Here is a 15,107-nt window from a genome sequence, read left to right as displayed (position 1 = left end):
GTGGCCGAATCACTTCTACGCGCTAATGATTCGGATCAAACGAATCACCCATCCCTGCAGGAGCACTGAATGGCCGCCAAGGACACGACCGAGGATCGCAAATCCGAAGAGCAGGAACAGGAAATCTCGCTGGACATGAGCCAGGCCCAGGTCAAAAAGATGATCGCCGAGGCCCGCGAGAGAGGCTACATCACCTATGACCAACTCAATCAGGTGCTGCCGCCTGATCAGGTCAGTTCGGAACAGATCGAAGACGTTATGTCGATGCTGTCCGAGATGGGCATCAATATCATCGAAGATGAAGAGGCCGAAGAGGAAGAGCAAAAGGGCTCGACCGAACTTGTGGCGACAGACAGCAACCGTGAGGTTACGCTGGCCGGTGCCCAGACCGAAAAGCTGGATCGCACCGATGACCCCGTCCGCATGTACCTGCGCGAGATGGGATCGGTTGAACTGCTGAGCCGTGAAGGCGAGATCGCCATCGCCAAGCGGATCGAGGCAGGCCGGAACACCATGATCCTTGGTTTGTGCGAAAGCCCGCTGACCTTCCAGGCGATCACCATCTGGCACGACGAATTGCTGAGTGAGGACATTCTGTTGCGGGATGTCATCGATCTGGAAGCCACCTTTGGCAATCAGATGGATGAGGACGGCGATGTCGAGGAACCCGTCGTGGATACCTCGGCCGTACAAGCCGCCAAGCCGGCCAAAGATACCGGTCCTGAACTGGATGCTGACGGCAACCCCATCGCCAGCGATGACGATGACGACGAAGACGATCAGGCCAACATGTCCCTTGCCGCGATGGAAGCCGCGCTCAAGGATCAGGTTCTGACCACGCTGGAGCGTATCTCGACCGACTTCGCAATGTTGTCCGAGATGCAGGATAGCCGGATTTCGGCCACGCTGAACGAAGATGGCTCGTTCAGCGAAAAGGATGAGGCCACGTATCAGAAACTGCGCGCCGAGATTGTGGAACTGGTGAACGGTCTTCACCTGCACAACAACCGGATCGAGGCCCTGATCGACCAGCTGTACGGTATCAACAAGCGGATCATGTCTTTGGACAGCGCGATGGTGAAACTGGCGGATCAGGCCCGGATCAACCGGCGTGAGTTCATCGATGCCTATCGTGGACGCGAACTTGACCCGAACTGGCTGTCAGAAATGGCGGAAAAACCGGGTCGCGGTTGGCAGATGTTTATCGAACGCTCCTCCGACAAGGTCGAGGAACTGCGCAATGACATGGCGCAGGTAGGCCAGTATGTCGGTCTTGATATCCCTGAATTCCGCCGCATCGTGCAGCAGGTTCAGAAGGGTGAGAAAGAGGCGCGTCAGGCCAAGAAGGAAATGGTCGAGGCCAACCTGCGTCTGGTGATCTCGATTGCCAAAAAGTACACGAACCGTGGCCTGCAATTCCTTGATCTTATTCAGGAAGGTAACATCGGTCTGATGAAAGCGGTGGACAAGTTCGAATACCGCCGCGGCTACAAATTCTCGACCTATGCAACTTGGTGGATTCGCCAGGCGATCACGCGATCGATTGCTGATCAGGCCCGTACGATCCGTATTCCGGTCCATATGATCGAAACGATCAACAAGCTGGTCCGCACCGGTCGCCAGATGCTGCACGAAATCGGTCGAGAGCCGACGCCGGAAGAGTTGGCAGAAAAGCTGCAGATGCCGCTGGAAAAGGTTCGCAAGGTGATGAAGATCGCCAAGGAACCGATTTCTCTAGAAACGCCAATCGGCGACGAGGAAGACAGCCAGCTGGGCGATTTCATCGAGGACAAGAATGCTGTGCTGCCGTTGGACAGTGCCATTCAGGAAAACCTCAAGGAAACGACCACACGCGTTCTCGCATCGCTCACGCCGCGTGAGGAACGTGTTCTGCGGATGCGTTTTGGTATCGGCATGAATACCGACCACACCTTGGAAGAGGTGGGCCAGCAGTTCAGCGTGACGCGCGAAAGGATCAGGCAAATCGAAGCCAAGGCGCTGCGCAAGCTGAAACATCCCAGCCGCAGCCGTAAACTCCGGTCTTTCCTGGATCAGTAAGTAAAAAAGGCGCCTTGGATACGGCGCCTTTTTTCGTTCCGGTTGCGGTTGACGCCGGATCGAATGGCAGGTTTCGGAAACGAATTGGCAGAAATTCAAAAGAAACCGGCAAGGTCAATTCATACATCCGATTTGTCCACTCATGGGACCGGCCAGGGCGAGGTACCGTGCCGTTGACCCCTGGCCACCCTACGTCACGAGACGATGGGATGCTCGACCCTGTTGCGGAATGCACTGGGGGCCTGACCAGTCCATCTTTTGAACGCTGTCGAAAAGGCCGCCTGATCCGCATATCCGAGGGAAAAGGAAATTTCCGACAGGTTCATTCCGTTCTTGATGAACGTCTGCGCCAGATCGCACCGCAGATCATCCAGTATCTCTCGGTAGCTCGCTCCTTCGTCCTTTAGCCTGCGGGCGAAAGTGCGGGGGCTCATTCCCAGATTGCCTGCCACTTCATCGGCCTGAACGATGTTGCCGGGCAGAGACCTGGTGATCAGCCCCTCAACCTTCGGCCGCAGTTTGTTCTGCGGGGTGGCGTATTCGTCCAGCAGCCGCGCTCCGTATTGGATCAGATGTTCGCGAAGGCGCGGATCGTAGGTGGGGATCGGCAGATCCAGTGAGGACAAGGACAGAATGATCTCAAGTTTTTCCGCGCCGAAGATAACCGGAAAGCCTGCCATCTTCTGAATGTCCTTTGCGCTTGGACCAGCTTCGTGCTGCAGGTGAATTTCGATTGGAAAAAAGGTTGATTGCGTAATCGACCTCATTCGCGCGACGGCTGCAAAGATCAGAAATTCAGTTCGACGGTGGTAGCGGGCAAAGCTTGGGTCTTTCCACTCGGCCTCGAAGGCCGCGAAGTTGCCGGCAATTCTCAGGCTGAACATAATCGCAGGATCAATAATATCGTGAAACCGCGACGTATTTTCCAGCGCTTGCCGCAAATCCCTGGAGTACTTTCCGATATAGGCGGTAATGCTGGATGAGGACGTAAACCCGATCCCGGTTTTGGCAGCAAATGTGATGTCACCCAGAGCGTCGCAAGCCGCCCGTACAAAACAGGCCTCCTTATTGGCGGGATAAGTCTGAACCGAGGGGAGAAGGTCGGCTTTGCTCAGTCCGCATTTCTCCAAGGCCATTTCAACTGCATTCGGATCATCGGAAAATTCTTCAAACGACCGTACCAAAAGGTGAAGCCTTGCAATATCAACATCCATTGAAATACCCGGAAATAAATCAAGTCTAAGGCTCCCAGTTTAGCGCTGTACGGCTTTTTTTGAAACTCGGGACCTTTTGTTTGGGTGATTTGACGGATCTTGAGTGCCCGTGCAGTGGTTTCCGAACGGGCAATATTTGCTTCTATTGCGACGCTTCCCATAAGCAATGGATTGGTTGTTTTGGCAGGAGATCGAAAATCCTTGACCATCAATCGCAAGCTCTTTGCGATTCAATTGTCTATCTGGCCTATGTTGCCGGGTCGCGCTCTTATTAGGGGAGAGGGCCTGAGCCCGCAAAAACCGGTACATAGAACCGACGGTGGGCTCCCCGGCACGTCCCGGATTAATGCGTCTGGCTTGGAAACTTCGCAAAACCAGGCAGTGAATGGGCGTTCGGCTTTTTTAGTGTCGCATCGCCTCCCACAAAATAGCGCAGGTGTATTTTATCTGACCGGCGTTCAATGAGCGTTGCTGACACAAAGTAACAAATATTTTTTAGATTTTTTCTGTGCGATACGGATCGATCAAACTACGCTCATAAGAACATCGCATTATGAAAGTCATAGACCTATGAGAAAAATTTGGATTCTTGCAGCGACTGCGGTCGTGGCGCTGAGTACTCCGGCTCAGGCTCAGGCATTCAGTACGCAAAACGGCTATCGCGCGTATCAGGTGAATAACGCGGTTTTCGAAGTGGTGCCGCGGGGGCGCAGCCGCACCAATGACTATTGGTGTGCCGCGGCGGATTTCGCGCGGCGCGGTCTGGGTGCGGGTTGGCGTCAGCAAATCTACATCGTTCGCGGATACGGACCCAGTGAGGCGACAGGGCGTAAAACGGCTGTTCAGTTCACGCTTGATCCTCAGGCAGCTGGCGTGACACCTCTAGAAGGTGGCGGCATTCGCACAGGGTTTCAGCCTGGTGACAGCATGAGTATTCAGCAAGCCAACGGGTTTTGTGAACCCGGACCGTTCAGGTCTTAAGGGCTACGATGCGCAAGTCGGGCCGTGTCGGCAGGGTAGGGAAAAATGCTGACTGAGTTTCACGTGCACACGAGCGGCCCCGGCCTCTATGAGTTTACTTCGCTTGTGCGCGACTGGCTTCGGCCCGAGGGCCGGGATGGATTGCTGACGCTGTTCGTTCGTCACACATCCTGTTCTCTGCTAATTCAGGAGAACGCAGACCCAGAGGTGCAAACCGACCTTCACGCCTATTTTGAAAGGTTGGTTCCGCCATCGGATGATCCGTCGATGTCCTATCTGCGCCACACATATGAAGGGCCGGACGACATGCCGGCCCATATCAAGGCGGCGATGATGCCAGTATCCTTGTCGATCCCTGTCACGGGTGGAGTACCTGTATTGGGTACATGGCAGGGGATTTATCTGTTCGAGCACCGTCGCGCCGCCCATACGCGGCGGATTGCCGGGCATTTCGGATGAAACCCTTTATTTAGCGGTGTGAAATTCTGTCTACCCAAACTCTAGCGTCTGTCCTATAGTTGTGGATAAGTGAGCCAGAGCACTCACAAAAAAGAGGCGGACAAGGGACGAGGAGACGGCGGATGCGCTGCCCGTTTTGCGGAAATATCGATACTCAGGTCAAGGATTCACGGCCAGCGGAAGACCACGTGGCGATCCGCAGGCGACGGTTTTGCCCGGCTTGTGGCGGACGTTTCACCACCTACGAAAGGGTGCAATTGCGTGATCTGGTCGTCATCAAAACAAACGGCAAGCGAGAAGATTTTGATCGCGACAAGTTAGAGCGGTCCATTCGTATCTCGATGCAGAAGCGCCCGGTTGATCCCGAACGCATTGATCAGATGATATCCGGCATTGTGCGCCGTCTGGAAAGTATGGGTGAAACCGATATTCCTTCGAACAGGATCGGTGAGATCGTGATGGAAGCGCTGGCGCGGATCGACACGGTGGCCTATGTTCGCTTTGCAAGCGTCTACAAGAACTTTCAGGCGGCCGACGATTTCGAGGAGTTTGTTCACGAATTGCGCCCGCCGCAACCGTCGACTGAAGAGTGAACGACATCGATAAGCGATATATGGCGTTGGCACTTTCATTGGGCCGACGCGGACAAGGATCGTGCTGGCCCAATCCGGCGGTCGGTTGCGTTGTTGTGAGCAATGGCAGAATTGTCGGGCGGGGGTGGACCCAACCCGGGGGCAGGCCCCACGCAGAAACTGAGGCGCTGGCGCGTGCAGGAGAGGCCGCGCAAGGGGCAACAGCCTATGTCTCGCTAGAGCCGTGCTCACATCACGGTCAAACGCCGCCATGCGCCGATGCCTTGATCGCAGCAGGTATCAGTCGCGTTGTCTGTGCTGTCGAAGACAGTGATCCGCGTGTTGCGGGACAGGGCTTTGCCATGCTCCGCGAGGCGGGGATTGAAGTAACAACAGGCGTGCTGAGCGATCAGGCATCGCGGGACCACGCCGGTTTCTTTCTCAAGACCGAACAGGGACGCCCCTTTGTGACCTTGAAGCTTGCAAGCAGCTTCGATGGCCGGATTGCAACCGCAACCGGACAAAGCAAGTGGATCACGGGACCCGAGGCGCGCCGGGCAGTGCATGCGCTCCGTTCCTGCCACGACGCTGTGATGGTTGGCGCGGGCACGGCAAGGGCCGACGATCCATCCCTGACCGTGCGCGATCTTGGGATTGACCATCAGCCAGTCAGAGTCGTTGTTTCCAGGCATCTGGATTTACCGCTGATGGGGCAGCTCGCCCGAACAGCAAATGACGTGCCGGTATGGCTGTGCCATGGTCCGTCACCGGATGTTGAGCGCGTGCGGGCGTGGGAAGGTCTGGGTGCACAACTCATCCCATGTGCCCTTCAGGGCCATCACATCGATCCAACCGATCTTTTGCAGCAACTGGGTCAGGCGGGGTTGACCCGCGTGTTCTGCGAAGGTGGTTCGGCGCTGGCCGCGTCTCTGTTGGCCGAGGATCTGGTTGATGAACTTGTCGGTTTTTCTGCCGGTTTGGCAATCGGTGCCGAAGGATTACCCGCAATCGGTGCGCTTGGGCTGGAGCGGTTGGAGGCCGCGCCCAGATTCGATCTGATCGAAGTAGAACCGATTGGGCCTGATGTCATGCATCGCTGGGCGCGGGCCCTGGGGTGAACGGCTCAGGGCCGGTGCCCGCGCCAGAGGTGGGCGTGGGTCGCAAGCGCCCCCTGTGCTTTGGACAGAAGCCGTAACAAAATGCCGTGGCGCGCTGTGCCTTGCTGGGCCAAACGCTCGACAGCGACCTCAACAGGGCAGGGCAAGCCGGTCAAAGGATCCAGATAGCGGGGGTAGTCGATCAATGCCGCGTGAACGAGCCCCATCAAAGATGGCTTTGCACCCCGGCGCGCAGGGACTGAGCCCAAATCGGTTGTCAAACCCCACCCGGCATAGAACGGAGCCCCCAAAGTGGTCACTTTTACGCCTCTTAGCAAAGCCTCGAAACCCATAAGGGACGTCATGGTCCAGACCTCATGAACCTGCGACAGCAGGACTGCGGGATCGGTGTTGGTCACGATCACATCGGCCAGCCCATCAGCCTCGATCCCCCCGTCTCGTAATCCAGCTTCGACGTCGGGATGCGGTTTGTAGATAATGATTGCAAACGGGTTCGCATTTCGGGTCGCGCGCAACAGGTCAAGATTTGTTCGCACTGTACTTGTGCCCTTGAGGATCGATGCATCATCCTCGACCTGCCCGGGCACCAGTATGCGGTGCCCTTCGGGCAAAACAGGGGGCTGGCCACCTTCGTTATATTTGCTGAGCCCGAATTTCAGAATTTGTCCAACCAGTCTTTCACTGCGCAAAAACTGATCCCGCCGCAAAGTTTCGCGCGATGAGATTAAGATTTCTAATTCGCTGGGGCGGGTCGGATCATAGTAAATCCCCTGATTGTCCGTCACCAGAGAAAGCGGCGGAACCAGACGCGCGCCCAGACCGCGAGAGCGCAAAAAACCGTCTTCAACCCGCACCGCGTCGTCTTCGTCCTTGGCATATCGAGCCCAGATCATATGCGGTTGCGCCAAGTCGGGATTTTCAGAAAAGCGGATTTTCTTGTAGCGACCGAACATATCCTGCAAATGCCTGCGTTTCCACAAGCGCATCCCGGAGGCCGTCCATCCATGTCGGTCTTGTCGCCACGCCCGGGTTTGGGCTTCCAGCGTGTCCAGAACGGTCTCCAATTGACACAGCCTGTCGCGGTAGGGGTCATACCAGGTTGGATAGAGCAGCATTGTGGCGGCAAACAGTTGTGCACGTGTCAGATTGCGTTGCCTGCGGGGCACTGGAACTTCATCCTGGGTTAGTCCCCAACCAGAATAAAACGGCTGCCCAAAGATGCGGGGCTTGTGCCCGGCCAGAATTGCTTCGAACCCAAGTTGGGACGACAGGGTGTAAACGGCAATGGCACCTTCCAGCAGCGACCATGGGCTGACGGGGCGATCCAGAATCTCTACCCGGTCCGAGGTGTCCTGAGAGGTAAAATGCCCGGCCCTGTGACCAGCCATGGTTTCGGGATGTGTTTTGATGATCACCCGTGCGCCCGGGTTTTCCTCCTGAGCTATCGCCAGCATTTCGCGGAACCGGGCATCATCGCCTCCGTTTGCAGTCACGGCGGCATCCCCGCGGGTCTGATCGACCACAAGCACGTACCCCGGCTGAGGCGGGGAAAGATCGGGATCGAATGCGGAATACTTGCTCAACTGCAATTCTCGCACCCTGTCCATCGCAAAACGTGCCCGGTCAAGCAATGCCGTGTCATCCAGAGGATGCGTCGCCAGCAAGATTTCCAGATCGGACTGGGTGGATGCATCGAAATGAAGCCCGGATTTATCCAAAAGCAATCCGAGTGGAGGATCGCCGCTGCGACCGGGATGGAGCGATCTGAGAAAGGCGTCTTCGACCCGCAGCACGCGCGTTTGCCGTTTTGCGGCAATATTCAATCCGCGGTGTGCCGTCGGGCTATTGCCCCAGACACCAACAAAATCTTCCGGCTGTGGCAGGCCAAGCCGAATATCGTATCCGGCCAGATCAAGGATGCGCCGAAGACGTTTCTGGGTCAAAAAACCACCGTTAAAAACATAAAGCCGGAGGCGTTCGCCCCCGGTCTCTGGTTCCCGTTCCGGGAACATTCCTCAGCTACCAGTAAGTGTTGCGACGTTTGCAATCGGCGTCAGGCCACCAGCGATGAGTGAGATTGACTTGGACCACTGCGCATACGGCGCTTCGGTCACGTAAATCGTGTCGTCGTCACGAATGACAAAATCCCGCGCGACGAACAGCCCGTTTGGAGCGGTCAGGTTCATCACATAGATCATCCTTTGAGACCCTTGCAGATCACTGCGGCCCATGACCGAACGTGCGATGTCCTGACGTTCCTTGCGCAACACGAAGATGCCGGTGGGATCGGACGACAGGGATTGCAGGCCGCCGACCTGAGCCAACGCTTCTAGAGCTGACAGGTCTTGGCTTTCGAACGCTACGCGCGACTGCCCGCCTGTTGCGCCCAAGGCGATATAGGACCGCGTATCCTGTTCGACCAGAATCCGGTCACCACCACGAAGGGCGATATCAAGACCGGGCTTGCGAAACAGGTCCTGATACCAGACCGTGCCTTTCTGATCGCCCCGCAGAACCGTTACCAGCGCAATTTCGGGCGCGACAGATACACCGCCAGCCTGCGCCAGCATCGTTGCAAGAGAGCGCGTCGGCCTTTCGATTGGATAGACCCCGGGCGCGCCAACCGCGCCGGTCAGTGAGACGGTAGAGCCGTCCCCCGCAACGCGGCGAACCTGTACTTGCGGATCGGGGGTTTGGTCCTGCAGTTTCGCAGAGATCAGATTGCGCAGTTCTTCCGGTGTATTGCCCGAGGCACGCAACCGTCCTGCATATGGCACAAAGATAAAGCCTTCGCTGTCGACCTGTACTTCGTCCAGATTGGTGGCAAGGCCTGTATCCCCTGACAAAAGCCCGTCATCGACGTTTTCCCAGATCGTCAGGCCCAGAACATCGCCCGGGCGAATGGTATCGGCTGTCAGGTTGGACAAGCTGCGAAATGAAGATGAAAAGCCAAGTTGCGGAACGGCAGAGGTTGCGCGTGCGACGCGGTCGTCGACTTCGATAACAAAGGCGTTTCCGCCTTTCTCGACCGAGCCTGCAAGTATCTGATTCTTGCTGGGGCCAGCTTTGGGCAGCTGACATGCTGCTGCAAGGCTACATGTTGCCAAAACGGCGAACAATCTTATCCATCGCATTGAAGGGCGCTGCACTGCTGGATTACCTCGGTCGTCTTTTTGTTTCTGTCAGATTTGCGCGCAATCTATCTGTTTCCGGTTTGAACATCCAGCAAGAGACGGGTTGTTTTACTTAACCAATCTCAACTGTGGCGTTGCGGCCTCGTAATCCGCCAGTAGCACGTGATATGGGTCGTCCCGGCGCAACATCATGTCCGATACCCGACGCAACAGTTGCCGCCGACCCCTGCGGGAATAAAAACCACCGGGTATCTGACTGGTTTCCAACAGGAACTGCCTGTACGCCCGATATGCTGTCCGGTCCGGCGGCGTGGGGGTGGAAAAAAAGGTCTCGACCGGTTGCTCAGACACAAATTCGGGCTTGGCATAAACCGATCGCCCGAAAACCTTCAGTGGAATGCCCCGCCATAGAACCTGTTGACCAGCGGTCGAGTTGATGGTCACGGCCGTTCTCGCATCGTCCAGCAGTTTGGCCAGTTTCCCACCGGGTATGTAATGGACCCGATCCTGAACACCGAAACTGCGGGCCAGTTGCCGAACTCGCCGCTGCAAAGGAACCCTATGGTTTTCCAGTGGGTGTTCCTTGACCACCAGTCGGTGGTGTTTCGGCGCGCCTTTGGCGAACCCTTCGATGACCTCTTCCAGAAACTCGGTCATGCAGGAATAGCCTGAATGATTCTGAACCGAGCTGTCATGCCCCAGTTGCAGAAGCACAAGGTGATAGGGAAACCCTCCCTTGCGCGCCCTCGCCGTTGCCCAAAACCGCTCAAGCCGGTGGATGGGCATGCGAAGCAATCGCTTGAAGTACAATCGAAATTCCTGAGAAACCGGCAGTTCGCGATGGGGCCGGAAGTTACGATACCTTTGATTCAGAAAAAGGACGAACCAATGATAGGCCGCACCATAAAAGACATGCTGTCGCATATCTCCCCAATGCGAAGGTGGCGGCGGCGACTCGGTATCAGAATATTCCAGCACATCCTGCATTCCGGATACGCTCATGTTCATGACCAGCGAATTCCCGTTTGATCCCCCGCGTTCGTAAGTGACCCACCACGGGCGAAGATACCCTTCTTCAAAAACGTGGACGGTCACGCCACGCGCCTTGGCGACCTTCACGGCCTGAGAGTGCACAGGGCGTGTATCGCCGTAAAGAACGATGTCGGTTACAACAAGCTCTTCGATCTTTTGTTCAAACGTTTCGGGCCATTCATCGGGTGTTCCGCGATAGGGAATGAAACCGTGGCGGTGAAACCAAAACGCCTGATCCCCGGCATTGAACCCAATCCGCCAGATATCTGCGCCTGAGGCGCGCAGGACACGGGCCAGCGCGGAAAAGAACGGGCCATGTGGCCCCTGCAAGAACAGAAAGACACGCTTCGCATGGCCTTTGGGGGGCTTGCTCGTCGTCACTGCGCGTCCTCATGTCTTTTGTTCTGGCAAAAATTATGCCTCTTAACGCGCCTGCGGGCAAGCCAGGGCTTGCCCGATCCGCCTTGGGGCATTACGTCGGCTTCAATGCTAGACTTCAGAGGGTTACGGAATGTTTACTGGGATCGTCACCGACATCGGCACCGTCACTGAACTGGAGCAGCGCGGAGATTTACGCGCGCGTATCAAAACCAGCTATGACACCGCGGGCATTGATCTGGGTGCATCCATCGCCAGTGATGGGGTGTGTCTGACCGTCATTGCGCTTGGCGACGATTGGTATGATGTGGAGATCAGCGCCGAGACGGTTTCGAAAACCAATCTGGACAGCTGGAATGTCGGCAAACGAGTCAATCTTGAACGGGCGCTCAAGGTTGGTGATGAACTCGGCGGCCATATCGTGTCGGGGCATGTTGATGGTGTGGCCGAAGTTGTGGACGTGACCGATGAAGGCGACAGCACCCGCGTAACCCTCAGCGCACCACAGCATCTGGCACGGTTCATAGCTCCGAAAGGGTCGGTAGCCCTGAATGGCACTTCGTTGACGGTAAACGACGTCGAAGGGTGCAAGTTCGGCATCAACTTCATCCCCCACACCAAAGAGGTGACCACCTGGGGGGACGTTGCCGTAGGCGACCGGATCAATCTGGAAATCGATACGCTGGCTCGCTACGTCGCACGCTTGGCCGAGATGTCCTGACGTTTGTCGCGTCAGGCTTCTCTCATCACCACATATCGCCAACTGTATATCCGGATGGGAACGGATCGCTTGGATCAAGTGACCAATTTGCGGTTCCGTGTATCCAGCCTTGCCCGGACAGTGTCGGAACAATGGCGGAGTAGGGGCCAACAGTCGTGGTTTCGACGATGCGGCCCGTAAAGGTCGTCCCAAGGGGGCCCGCATTCACGTAATCCTGCCCAGCTTGCAGTAGCCCGCGTGCATGAAGAACCGCCATTTTGGCGCAAGTCCCCGTGCCGCAAGGCGAACGGTCGAGGATTCCGGATGCGTCGTGGGGCTTTTCGGGGTCGAAGTTGCCGGTGGAAATGGTGATTGCGCCCCGGCCATGCGTACCTGCGTCTATCGGAGGTCCCCACAGGTTCGTAATCGTCGGCCCTGAAATGTCAGGGTTTTCCGGGTGCTGCACGGGCAATTGCTCGACCGTGGCGTGACGGATCGCTTCCGAGATACGGACGATCTCTGACCCGTTCTCTGCATCCAGAGAAATTCCAAGGGGTTCGGCTTCGGCCAGAACGAAGAACATCCCGCCCCACGCAACATCGACCGTAACAGTTCCAAGGCCGGCAACTTCGATATGTGCGTCCAGATGCATCGCAAAAGCCGGTACATTGCGGAACTCGACACGGGTGACCTTTCCATCGCGGCACTGGGCGCGCACGCTGATCAGTCCGGCAGGCGCTTCGAGTGTCAGTTCCGTGACCGGCTCGACCATTGGCAGGATACCGGTTTCCAGCAGCACGGTGACAACGCAGATCGTGTTCGAACCCGACATGGGCGGATATTCCGTCTGCTCCATGATGATAAACCCAGCATCCGCATCTGGATGGCTTGGCGGAACCAGCGCGTTGCAACACAGCCCCGGATTGCCGCGCGGTTCACGCAGCATCATCAGCCGGACGTCGTCCAGATTTGACTGCATCCACTGCATCTTTTCAAAGACCGAATGTCCGGGGATATGTGGCAGGCCGCCGGTGATGACGCGTCCCGGCTCTCCTTCTGCATGCGCTTCGACGGCAGTGATCATGCGGGACAGGCGCATTGGCGTTCTCCTTCGTTTCTCCGCGCACGCTATCCGCCCCAGCAACGCCGCGTCCAGCCCCGACAGTGCCGTTTGCGCTCTGGCCTTTGCGCCCCGGGTGGTCTATCCCGCCATGCAGGAGATGCTCTGCGAAAGGCTGCCCCATGAGCTTTGAAACCCCCGGACCCGTCGAGGCCCAACTGCGTGACGCGATAAGCCCGATCGAAGAGATCATCGAAGAGGCGCGCAAAGGCCGGATGTACATTCTTGTCGATCATGAGGATCGCGAGAACGAAGGCGATCTGGTCATCGCGGCCGAATTCGCAGATGCCGATGCGATCAATTTTATGGCCACCCACGGGCGCGGGCTGATCTGCCTGCCGATGACGGCCGAACGGGTAGACGCACTGGGCCTGCCGATGATGGCCGTCAACAACTCTTCACGCCATGAAACTGCATTCACTGTGTCCATCGAGGCGCGTGAAGGTGTTTCCACCGGCATCTCGGCTGCCGACCGTGCGCTGACCGTGGCGACGGCGATCAACGAACAGAACACGATGGCGCATATCGCCACCCCCGGCCATATCTTCCCTCTGCGCGCCAAGCGGGGTGGGGTGCTGGTACGCGCGGGCCATACCGAGGCTGCAGTCGATATCTCACGTCTGGCGGGCTTGAACCCTTCTGGCGTGATCTGTGAGATCATGAAGCCCGATGGAACAATGGCGCGCCTTCCCGATCTGGTGGCCTTTGCGCAAGAGCACGACATGAAGATCGGCACCATCAGCGATCTGATCACGTACCGATCGCGCAACGACAATCTGGTTGTTGAGACCTCTCGCGAAACCGTCACTTCGGAATATGGTGGCGAGTGGGAGATGCGCCTGTTCACCGACCAGACGCACGGCATTGAGCATGTGGTCATGATCAAGGGTGACATTACCACTGCTGAACCGGTTCTGACCCGCACCCATGCGCTGCACGAGGCGCCGGACATTTTGGGATTGGGTCCGAAATCCCCGAAGGAACTGCCGCGCGCGATGGAGAAGATTGCCGAGGAGGGGCGCGGTGTAGTCTGCCTGTTCCGCCAGCCCCACAACTCTCTCTACGCGGCCGAGGACGAAGGTCCGCGGACCATCAAACAAACCGGTCTGGGCGCGCAGATCCTGTCCAAGATGGGCATTCAGGAACTGGTGCTGCTAACCGACTCGCCGGAAACCGTATATCTTGGGCTCGACGCGTTTGGCCTGTCCATCGTCGGAACCCGCTCCATTCTCAAGGATGACTGATCGTGGCTGAACAAGACAAACACGGCGTGCTGCCGACGCCGACATTCGACGAACCGGTCAAGCTGCTGATTGTAGTGGCCCCGTTCTATCGGGCCATCGCCGACAATCTGGTCGCCGGTGCCAAGGCCGAAATCGAAGGGGCAGGCGGTACCTGCGAGGTCGTTGAAGTGCCCGGCGCGCTTGAAATCCCTACCGCCATCGCCATGGCTGACCGTCAGTGCAATTTCGACGGATACGTCGCGCTGGGCTGTGTCATTCGCGGCGAGACCACGCATTATGAAACCGTCTGCAATGACTCCAGCCGCGCCATTCAGTTGATGGGTCTGCAGGGGCTGTGCATCGGTAATGGTATCCTGACCGTGGAAAATGACGATCAGGCCGAAGTTCGCGCAAATCCTGAAAAGATGAATAAAGGCGGCGGGGCGGCCGCTGCGGCCTTGCATCTGATCGCGCTCAGCCGTAAGTGGGGCTCTTCCAAAAAGGGCGTTGGTTTCAAGCCGCCGTCCGAGTCCATCCTTGTGGCGGGCGACAGCAACGGATCCACGACAGCATGACCCAGACAGACGCGCCGAAACCGGCCAACCAGAAACGCCTGATGAAGTCCGCCGCCCGGCTCTATGCCGTGCAGGCGCTGTTCCAGATGGAGCAGTCGGGCCAGACGACCGAACAGGTTGTGAATGAGTTTCTGGATCACCGTTTCGGCGCTGTCTACGAGGGTGAGGAAATGCTGGACGGCGATATCCGCGTATTCCGCAAGCTGGTCGAGGATGCCGTGAATTATCAGGCTCCGATTGACCAGATGACCGACCGCGCTCTGGTAGCGAAATGGCCGATTGCCCGAATCGACCCTACTTTGCGCGCGACCTTCCGGGCAGCCGGGGCTGAACTGACACAGGACGACACGCCACCCAAGGTGGTCATTACCGAATTCGTCGACGTGGCGCGTGCCTTTTTCCCTGAAGGCAAAGAGCCGAAATTCGTGAACGCCGTGCTGGATCACATGGCGCGTGAGGCCAAGCCCGAAGCGTTCTGATCTAATACATCAGACTAATAGAATAAGGCGCAGCCACGGAAGCAAGCTGCGCCTGAACTTTTTT

Annotated in this window: 14 protein-coding genes; 9 read left to right on the top strand and 5 right to left on the bottom strand. The window is 57.2% G+C overall.

Annotated elements, in window-relative coordinates:
• The first annotated feature begins 69 nt into the window (after window positions 1-69).
• A complete protein-coding gene (gene rpoD, locus ACR0NW_RS02150; protein WP_170650516.1) occupies window positions 70-2,058 on the top strand; it encodes an RNA polymerase sigma factor RpoD in 1,989 nt (662 codons plus the stop codon).
• A gap of 194 nt (window positions 2,059-2,252) precedes the next feature.
• On the opposite strand, the gene ACR0NW_RS02145 is transcribed toward rpoD, so the two are convergent.
• Window positions 2,253-3,272 (bottom strand): helix-turn-helix domain-containing protein, encoded by a 1,020-nt coding sequence (locus ACR0NW_RS02145; protein WP_480449097.1) that lies wholly within the window; start codon window positions 3,270-3,272, stop codon window positions 2,253-2,255.
• Window positions 3,273-3,842: 570 nt separating this feature from the next.
• On the opposite strand from ACR0NW_RS02145, the gene ACR0NW_RS02140 reads away from it, so the two are divergent.
• From ACR0NW_RS02140 to ribD, 4 genes are all read left to right on the top strand, one after another.
• Entirely contained in the window at window positions 3,843-4,253 is a 411-nt protein-coding gene (locus tag ACR0NW_RS02140; protein ID WP_480449098.1) for a hypothetical protein, read from the top strand.
• 45 nt (window positions 4,254-4,298) lie between these two features.
• A complete protein-coding gene (locus ACR0NW_RS02135; protein WP_480449099.1) occupies window positions 4,299-4,712 on the top strand; it encodes a secondary thiamine-phosphate synthase enzyme YjbQ in 414 nt (137 codons plus the stop codon).
• 122 nt (window positions 4,713-4,834) lie between these two features.
• Window positions 4,835-5,305, top strand: a complete 471-nt coding sequence (gene nrdR / locus ACR0NW_RS02130; RefSeq protein ID WP_170650506.1) for a transcriptional regulator NrdR — start codon at window positions 4,835-4,837, stop codon at window positions 5,303-5,305.
• 20 nt (window positions 5,306-5,325) lie between these two features.
• The gene (ribD, locus tag ACR0NW_RS02125; protein ID WP_480449605.1) at window positions 5,326-6,402 is read left to right on the top strand and encodes a bifunctional diaminohydroxyphosphoribosylaminopyrimidine deaminase/5-amino-6-(5-phosphoribosylamino)uracil reductase RibD; all 1,077 of its coding nucleotides are present in this window, start codon (window positions 5,326-5,328) and stop codon (window positions 6,400-6,402) included.
• 5 nt (window positions 6,403-6,407) lie between these two features.
• On the opposite strand, the gene ACR0NW_RS02120 is transcribed toward ribD, so the two are convergent.
• From ACR0NW_RS02120 to ACR0NW_RS02110, 3 genes are all read right to left on the bottom strand, one after another.
• A complete protein-coding gene (locus tag ACR0NW_RS02120; RefSeq protein WP_480449101.1) occupies window positions 6,408-8,414 on the bottom strand; it encodes a capsular polysaccharide biosynthesis protein in 2,007 nt (668 codons plus the stop codon).
• Between the two features lie 3 nt (window positions 8,415-8,417).
• The gene (locus ACR0NW_RS02115) at window positions 8,418-9,536 is read right to left on the bottom strand and encodes a polysaccharide biosynthesis/export family protein (RefSeq protein ID WP_480449102.1); all 1,119 of its coding nucleotides are present in this window, start codon (window positions 9,534-9,536) and stop codon (window positions 8,418-8,420) included.
• 108 nt (window positions 9,537-9,644) lie between these two features.
• Entirely contained in the window at window positions 9,645-10,949 is a 1,305-nt protein-coding gene (locus ACR0NW_RS02110) for a capsule biosynthesis protein (RefSeq protein ID WP_480449103.1), read from the bottom strand.
• 130 nt (window positions 10,950-11,079) lie between these two features.
• Here ACR0NW_RS02110 and ACR0NW_RS02105 point away from each other — a divergent pair, with 130 nt between their 5' ends.
• The gene (locus ACR0NW_RS02105; protein WP_480449104.1) at window positions 11,080-11,667 is read left to right on the top strand and encodes a riboflavin synthase; all 588 of its coding nucleotides are present in this window, start codon (window positions 11,080-11,082) and stop codon (window positions 11,665-11,667) included.
• 25 nt (window positions 11,668-11,692) lie between these two features.
• On the opposite strand, the gene ACR0NW_RS02100 is transcribed toward ACR0NW_RS02105, so the two are convergent.
• Window positions 11,693-12,745, bottom strand: a complete 1,053-nt coding sequence (locus ACR0NW_RS02100; protein ID WP_480449105.1) for a proline racemase family protein — start codon at window positions 12,743-12,745, stop codon at window positions 11,693-11,695.
• 143 nt (window positions 12,746-12,888) lie between these two features.
• Between ACR0NW_RS02100 and ribB the strand changes: the two genes are divergently transcribed.
• Genes ribB through nusB form a run of 3 tightly spaced genes read left to right on the top strand, consistent with a single transcriptional unit; the run spans window position 12,889 to window position 15,043 of the window.
• Entirely contained in the window at window positions 12,889-14,010 is a 1,122-nt protein-coding gene (ribB, locus tag ACR0NW_RS02095) for a 3,4-dihydroxy-2-butanone-4-phosphate synthase (protein WP_480449106.1), read from the top strand.
• A gap of 2 nt (window positions 14,011-14,012) precedes the next feature.
• Entirely contained in the window at window positions 14,013-14,564 is a 552-nt protein-coding gene (locus tag ACR0NW_RS02090; protein WP_170650493.1) for a 6,7-dimethyl-8-ribityllumazine synthase, read from the top strand.
• Window positions 14,561-15,043, top strand: coding sequence for a transcription antitermination factor NusB (nusB, locus tag ACR0NW_RS02085; protein WP_170650491.1), 483 nt, complete (start codon window positions 14,561-14,563; stop codon window positions 15,041-15,043). Before ACR0NW_RS02090 ends, nusB begins: the two co-directional genes overlap by 4 nt.
• The last annotated feature ends 64 nt before the right edge of the window (window positions 15,044-15,107 follow it).

Source organism: Ruegeria sp. CF5, assembly GCF_056537325.1.
The sequence above is the reverse complement of the archived record's forward strand: the minus strand, read 5'-3'. Positions and strand labels throughout refer to the sequence as shown.

What these genes read in the sequence shown, in the direction of transcription:
- rpoD (WP_170650516.1), top strand. Translation starts at nt 70, where the DNA reads ATGGCCGCCAAGGACACGACCGAGGATCGCAAATCCGAAGAGCAGGAA.
- ACR0NW_RS02145 (WP_480449097.1), bottom strand. Translation starts at nt 3,272, where the DNA reads ATGGATGTTGATATTGCAAGGCTTCACCTTTTGGTACGGTCGTTTGAA.
- ACR0NW_RS02140 (WP_480449098.1), top strand. Translation starts at nt 3,843, where the DNA reads ATGAGAAAAATTTGGATTCTTGCAGCGACTGCGGTCGTGGCGCTGAGT.
- ACR0NW_RS02135 (WP_480449099.1), top strand. Translation starts at nt 4,299, where the DNA reads ATGCTGACTGAGTTTCACGTGCACACGAGCGGCCCCGGCCTCTATGAG.
- nrdR (WP_170650506.1), top strand. Translation starts at nt 4,835, where the DNA reads ATGCGCTGCCCGTTTTGCGGAAATATCGATACTCAGGTCAAGGATTCA.
- ribD (WP_480449605.1), top strand. Translation starts at nt 5,326, where the DNA reads ATGGCGTTGGCACTTTCATTGGGCCGACGCGGACAAGGATCGTGCTGG.
- ACR0NW_RS02120 (WP_480449101.1), bottom strand. Translation starts at nt 8,414, where the DNA reads ATGTTCCCGGAACGGGAACCAGAGACCGGGGGCGAACGCCTCCGGCTT.
- ACR0NW_RS02115 (WP_480449102.1), bottom strand. Translation starts at nt 9,536, where the DNA reads ATGCGATGGATAAGATTGTTCGCCGTTTTGGCAACATGTAGCCTTGCA.
- ACR0NW_RS02105 (WP_480449104.1), top strand. Translation starts at nt 11,080, where the DNA reads ATGTTTACTGGGATCGTCACCGACATCGGCACCGTCACTGAACTGGAG.
- ACR0NW_RS02100 (WP_480449105.1), bottom strand. Translation starts at nt 12,745, where the DNA reads ATGCGCCTGTCCCGCATGATCACTGCCGTCGAAGCGCATGCAGAAGGA.
- ribB (WP_480449106.1), top strand. Translation starts at nt 12,889, where the DNA reads ATGAGCTTTGAAACCCCCGGACCCGTCGAGGCCCAACTGCGTGACGCG.
- nusB (WP_170650491.1), top strand. Translation starts at nt 14,561, where the DNA reads ATGACCCAGACAGACGCGCCGAAACCGGCCAACCAGAAACGCCTGATG.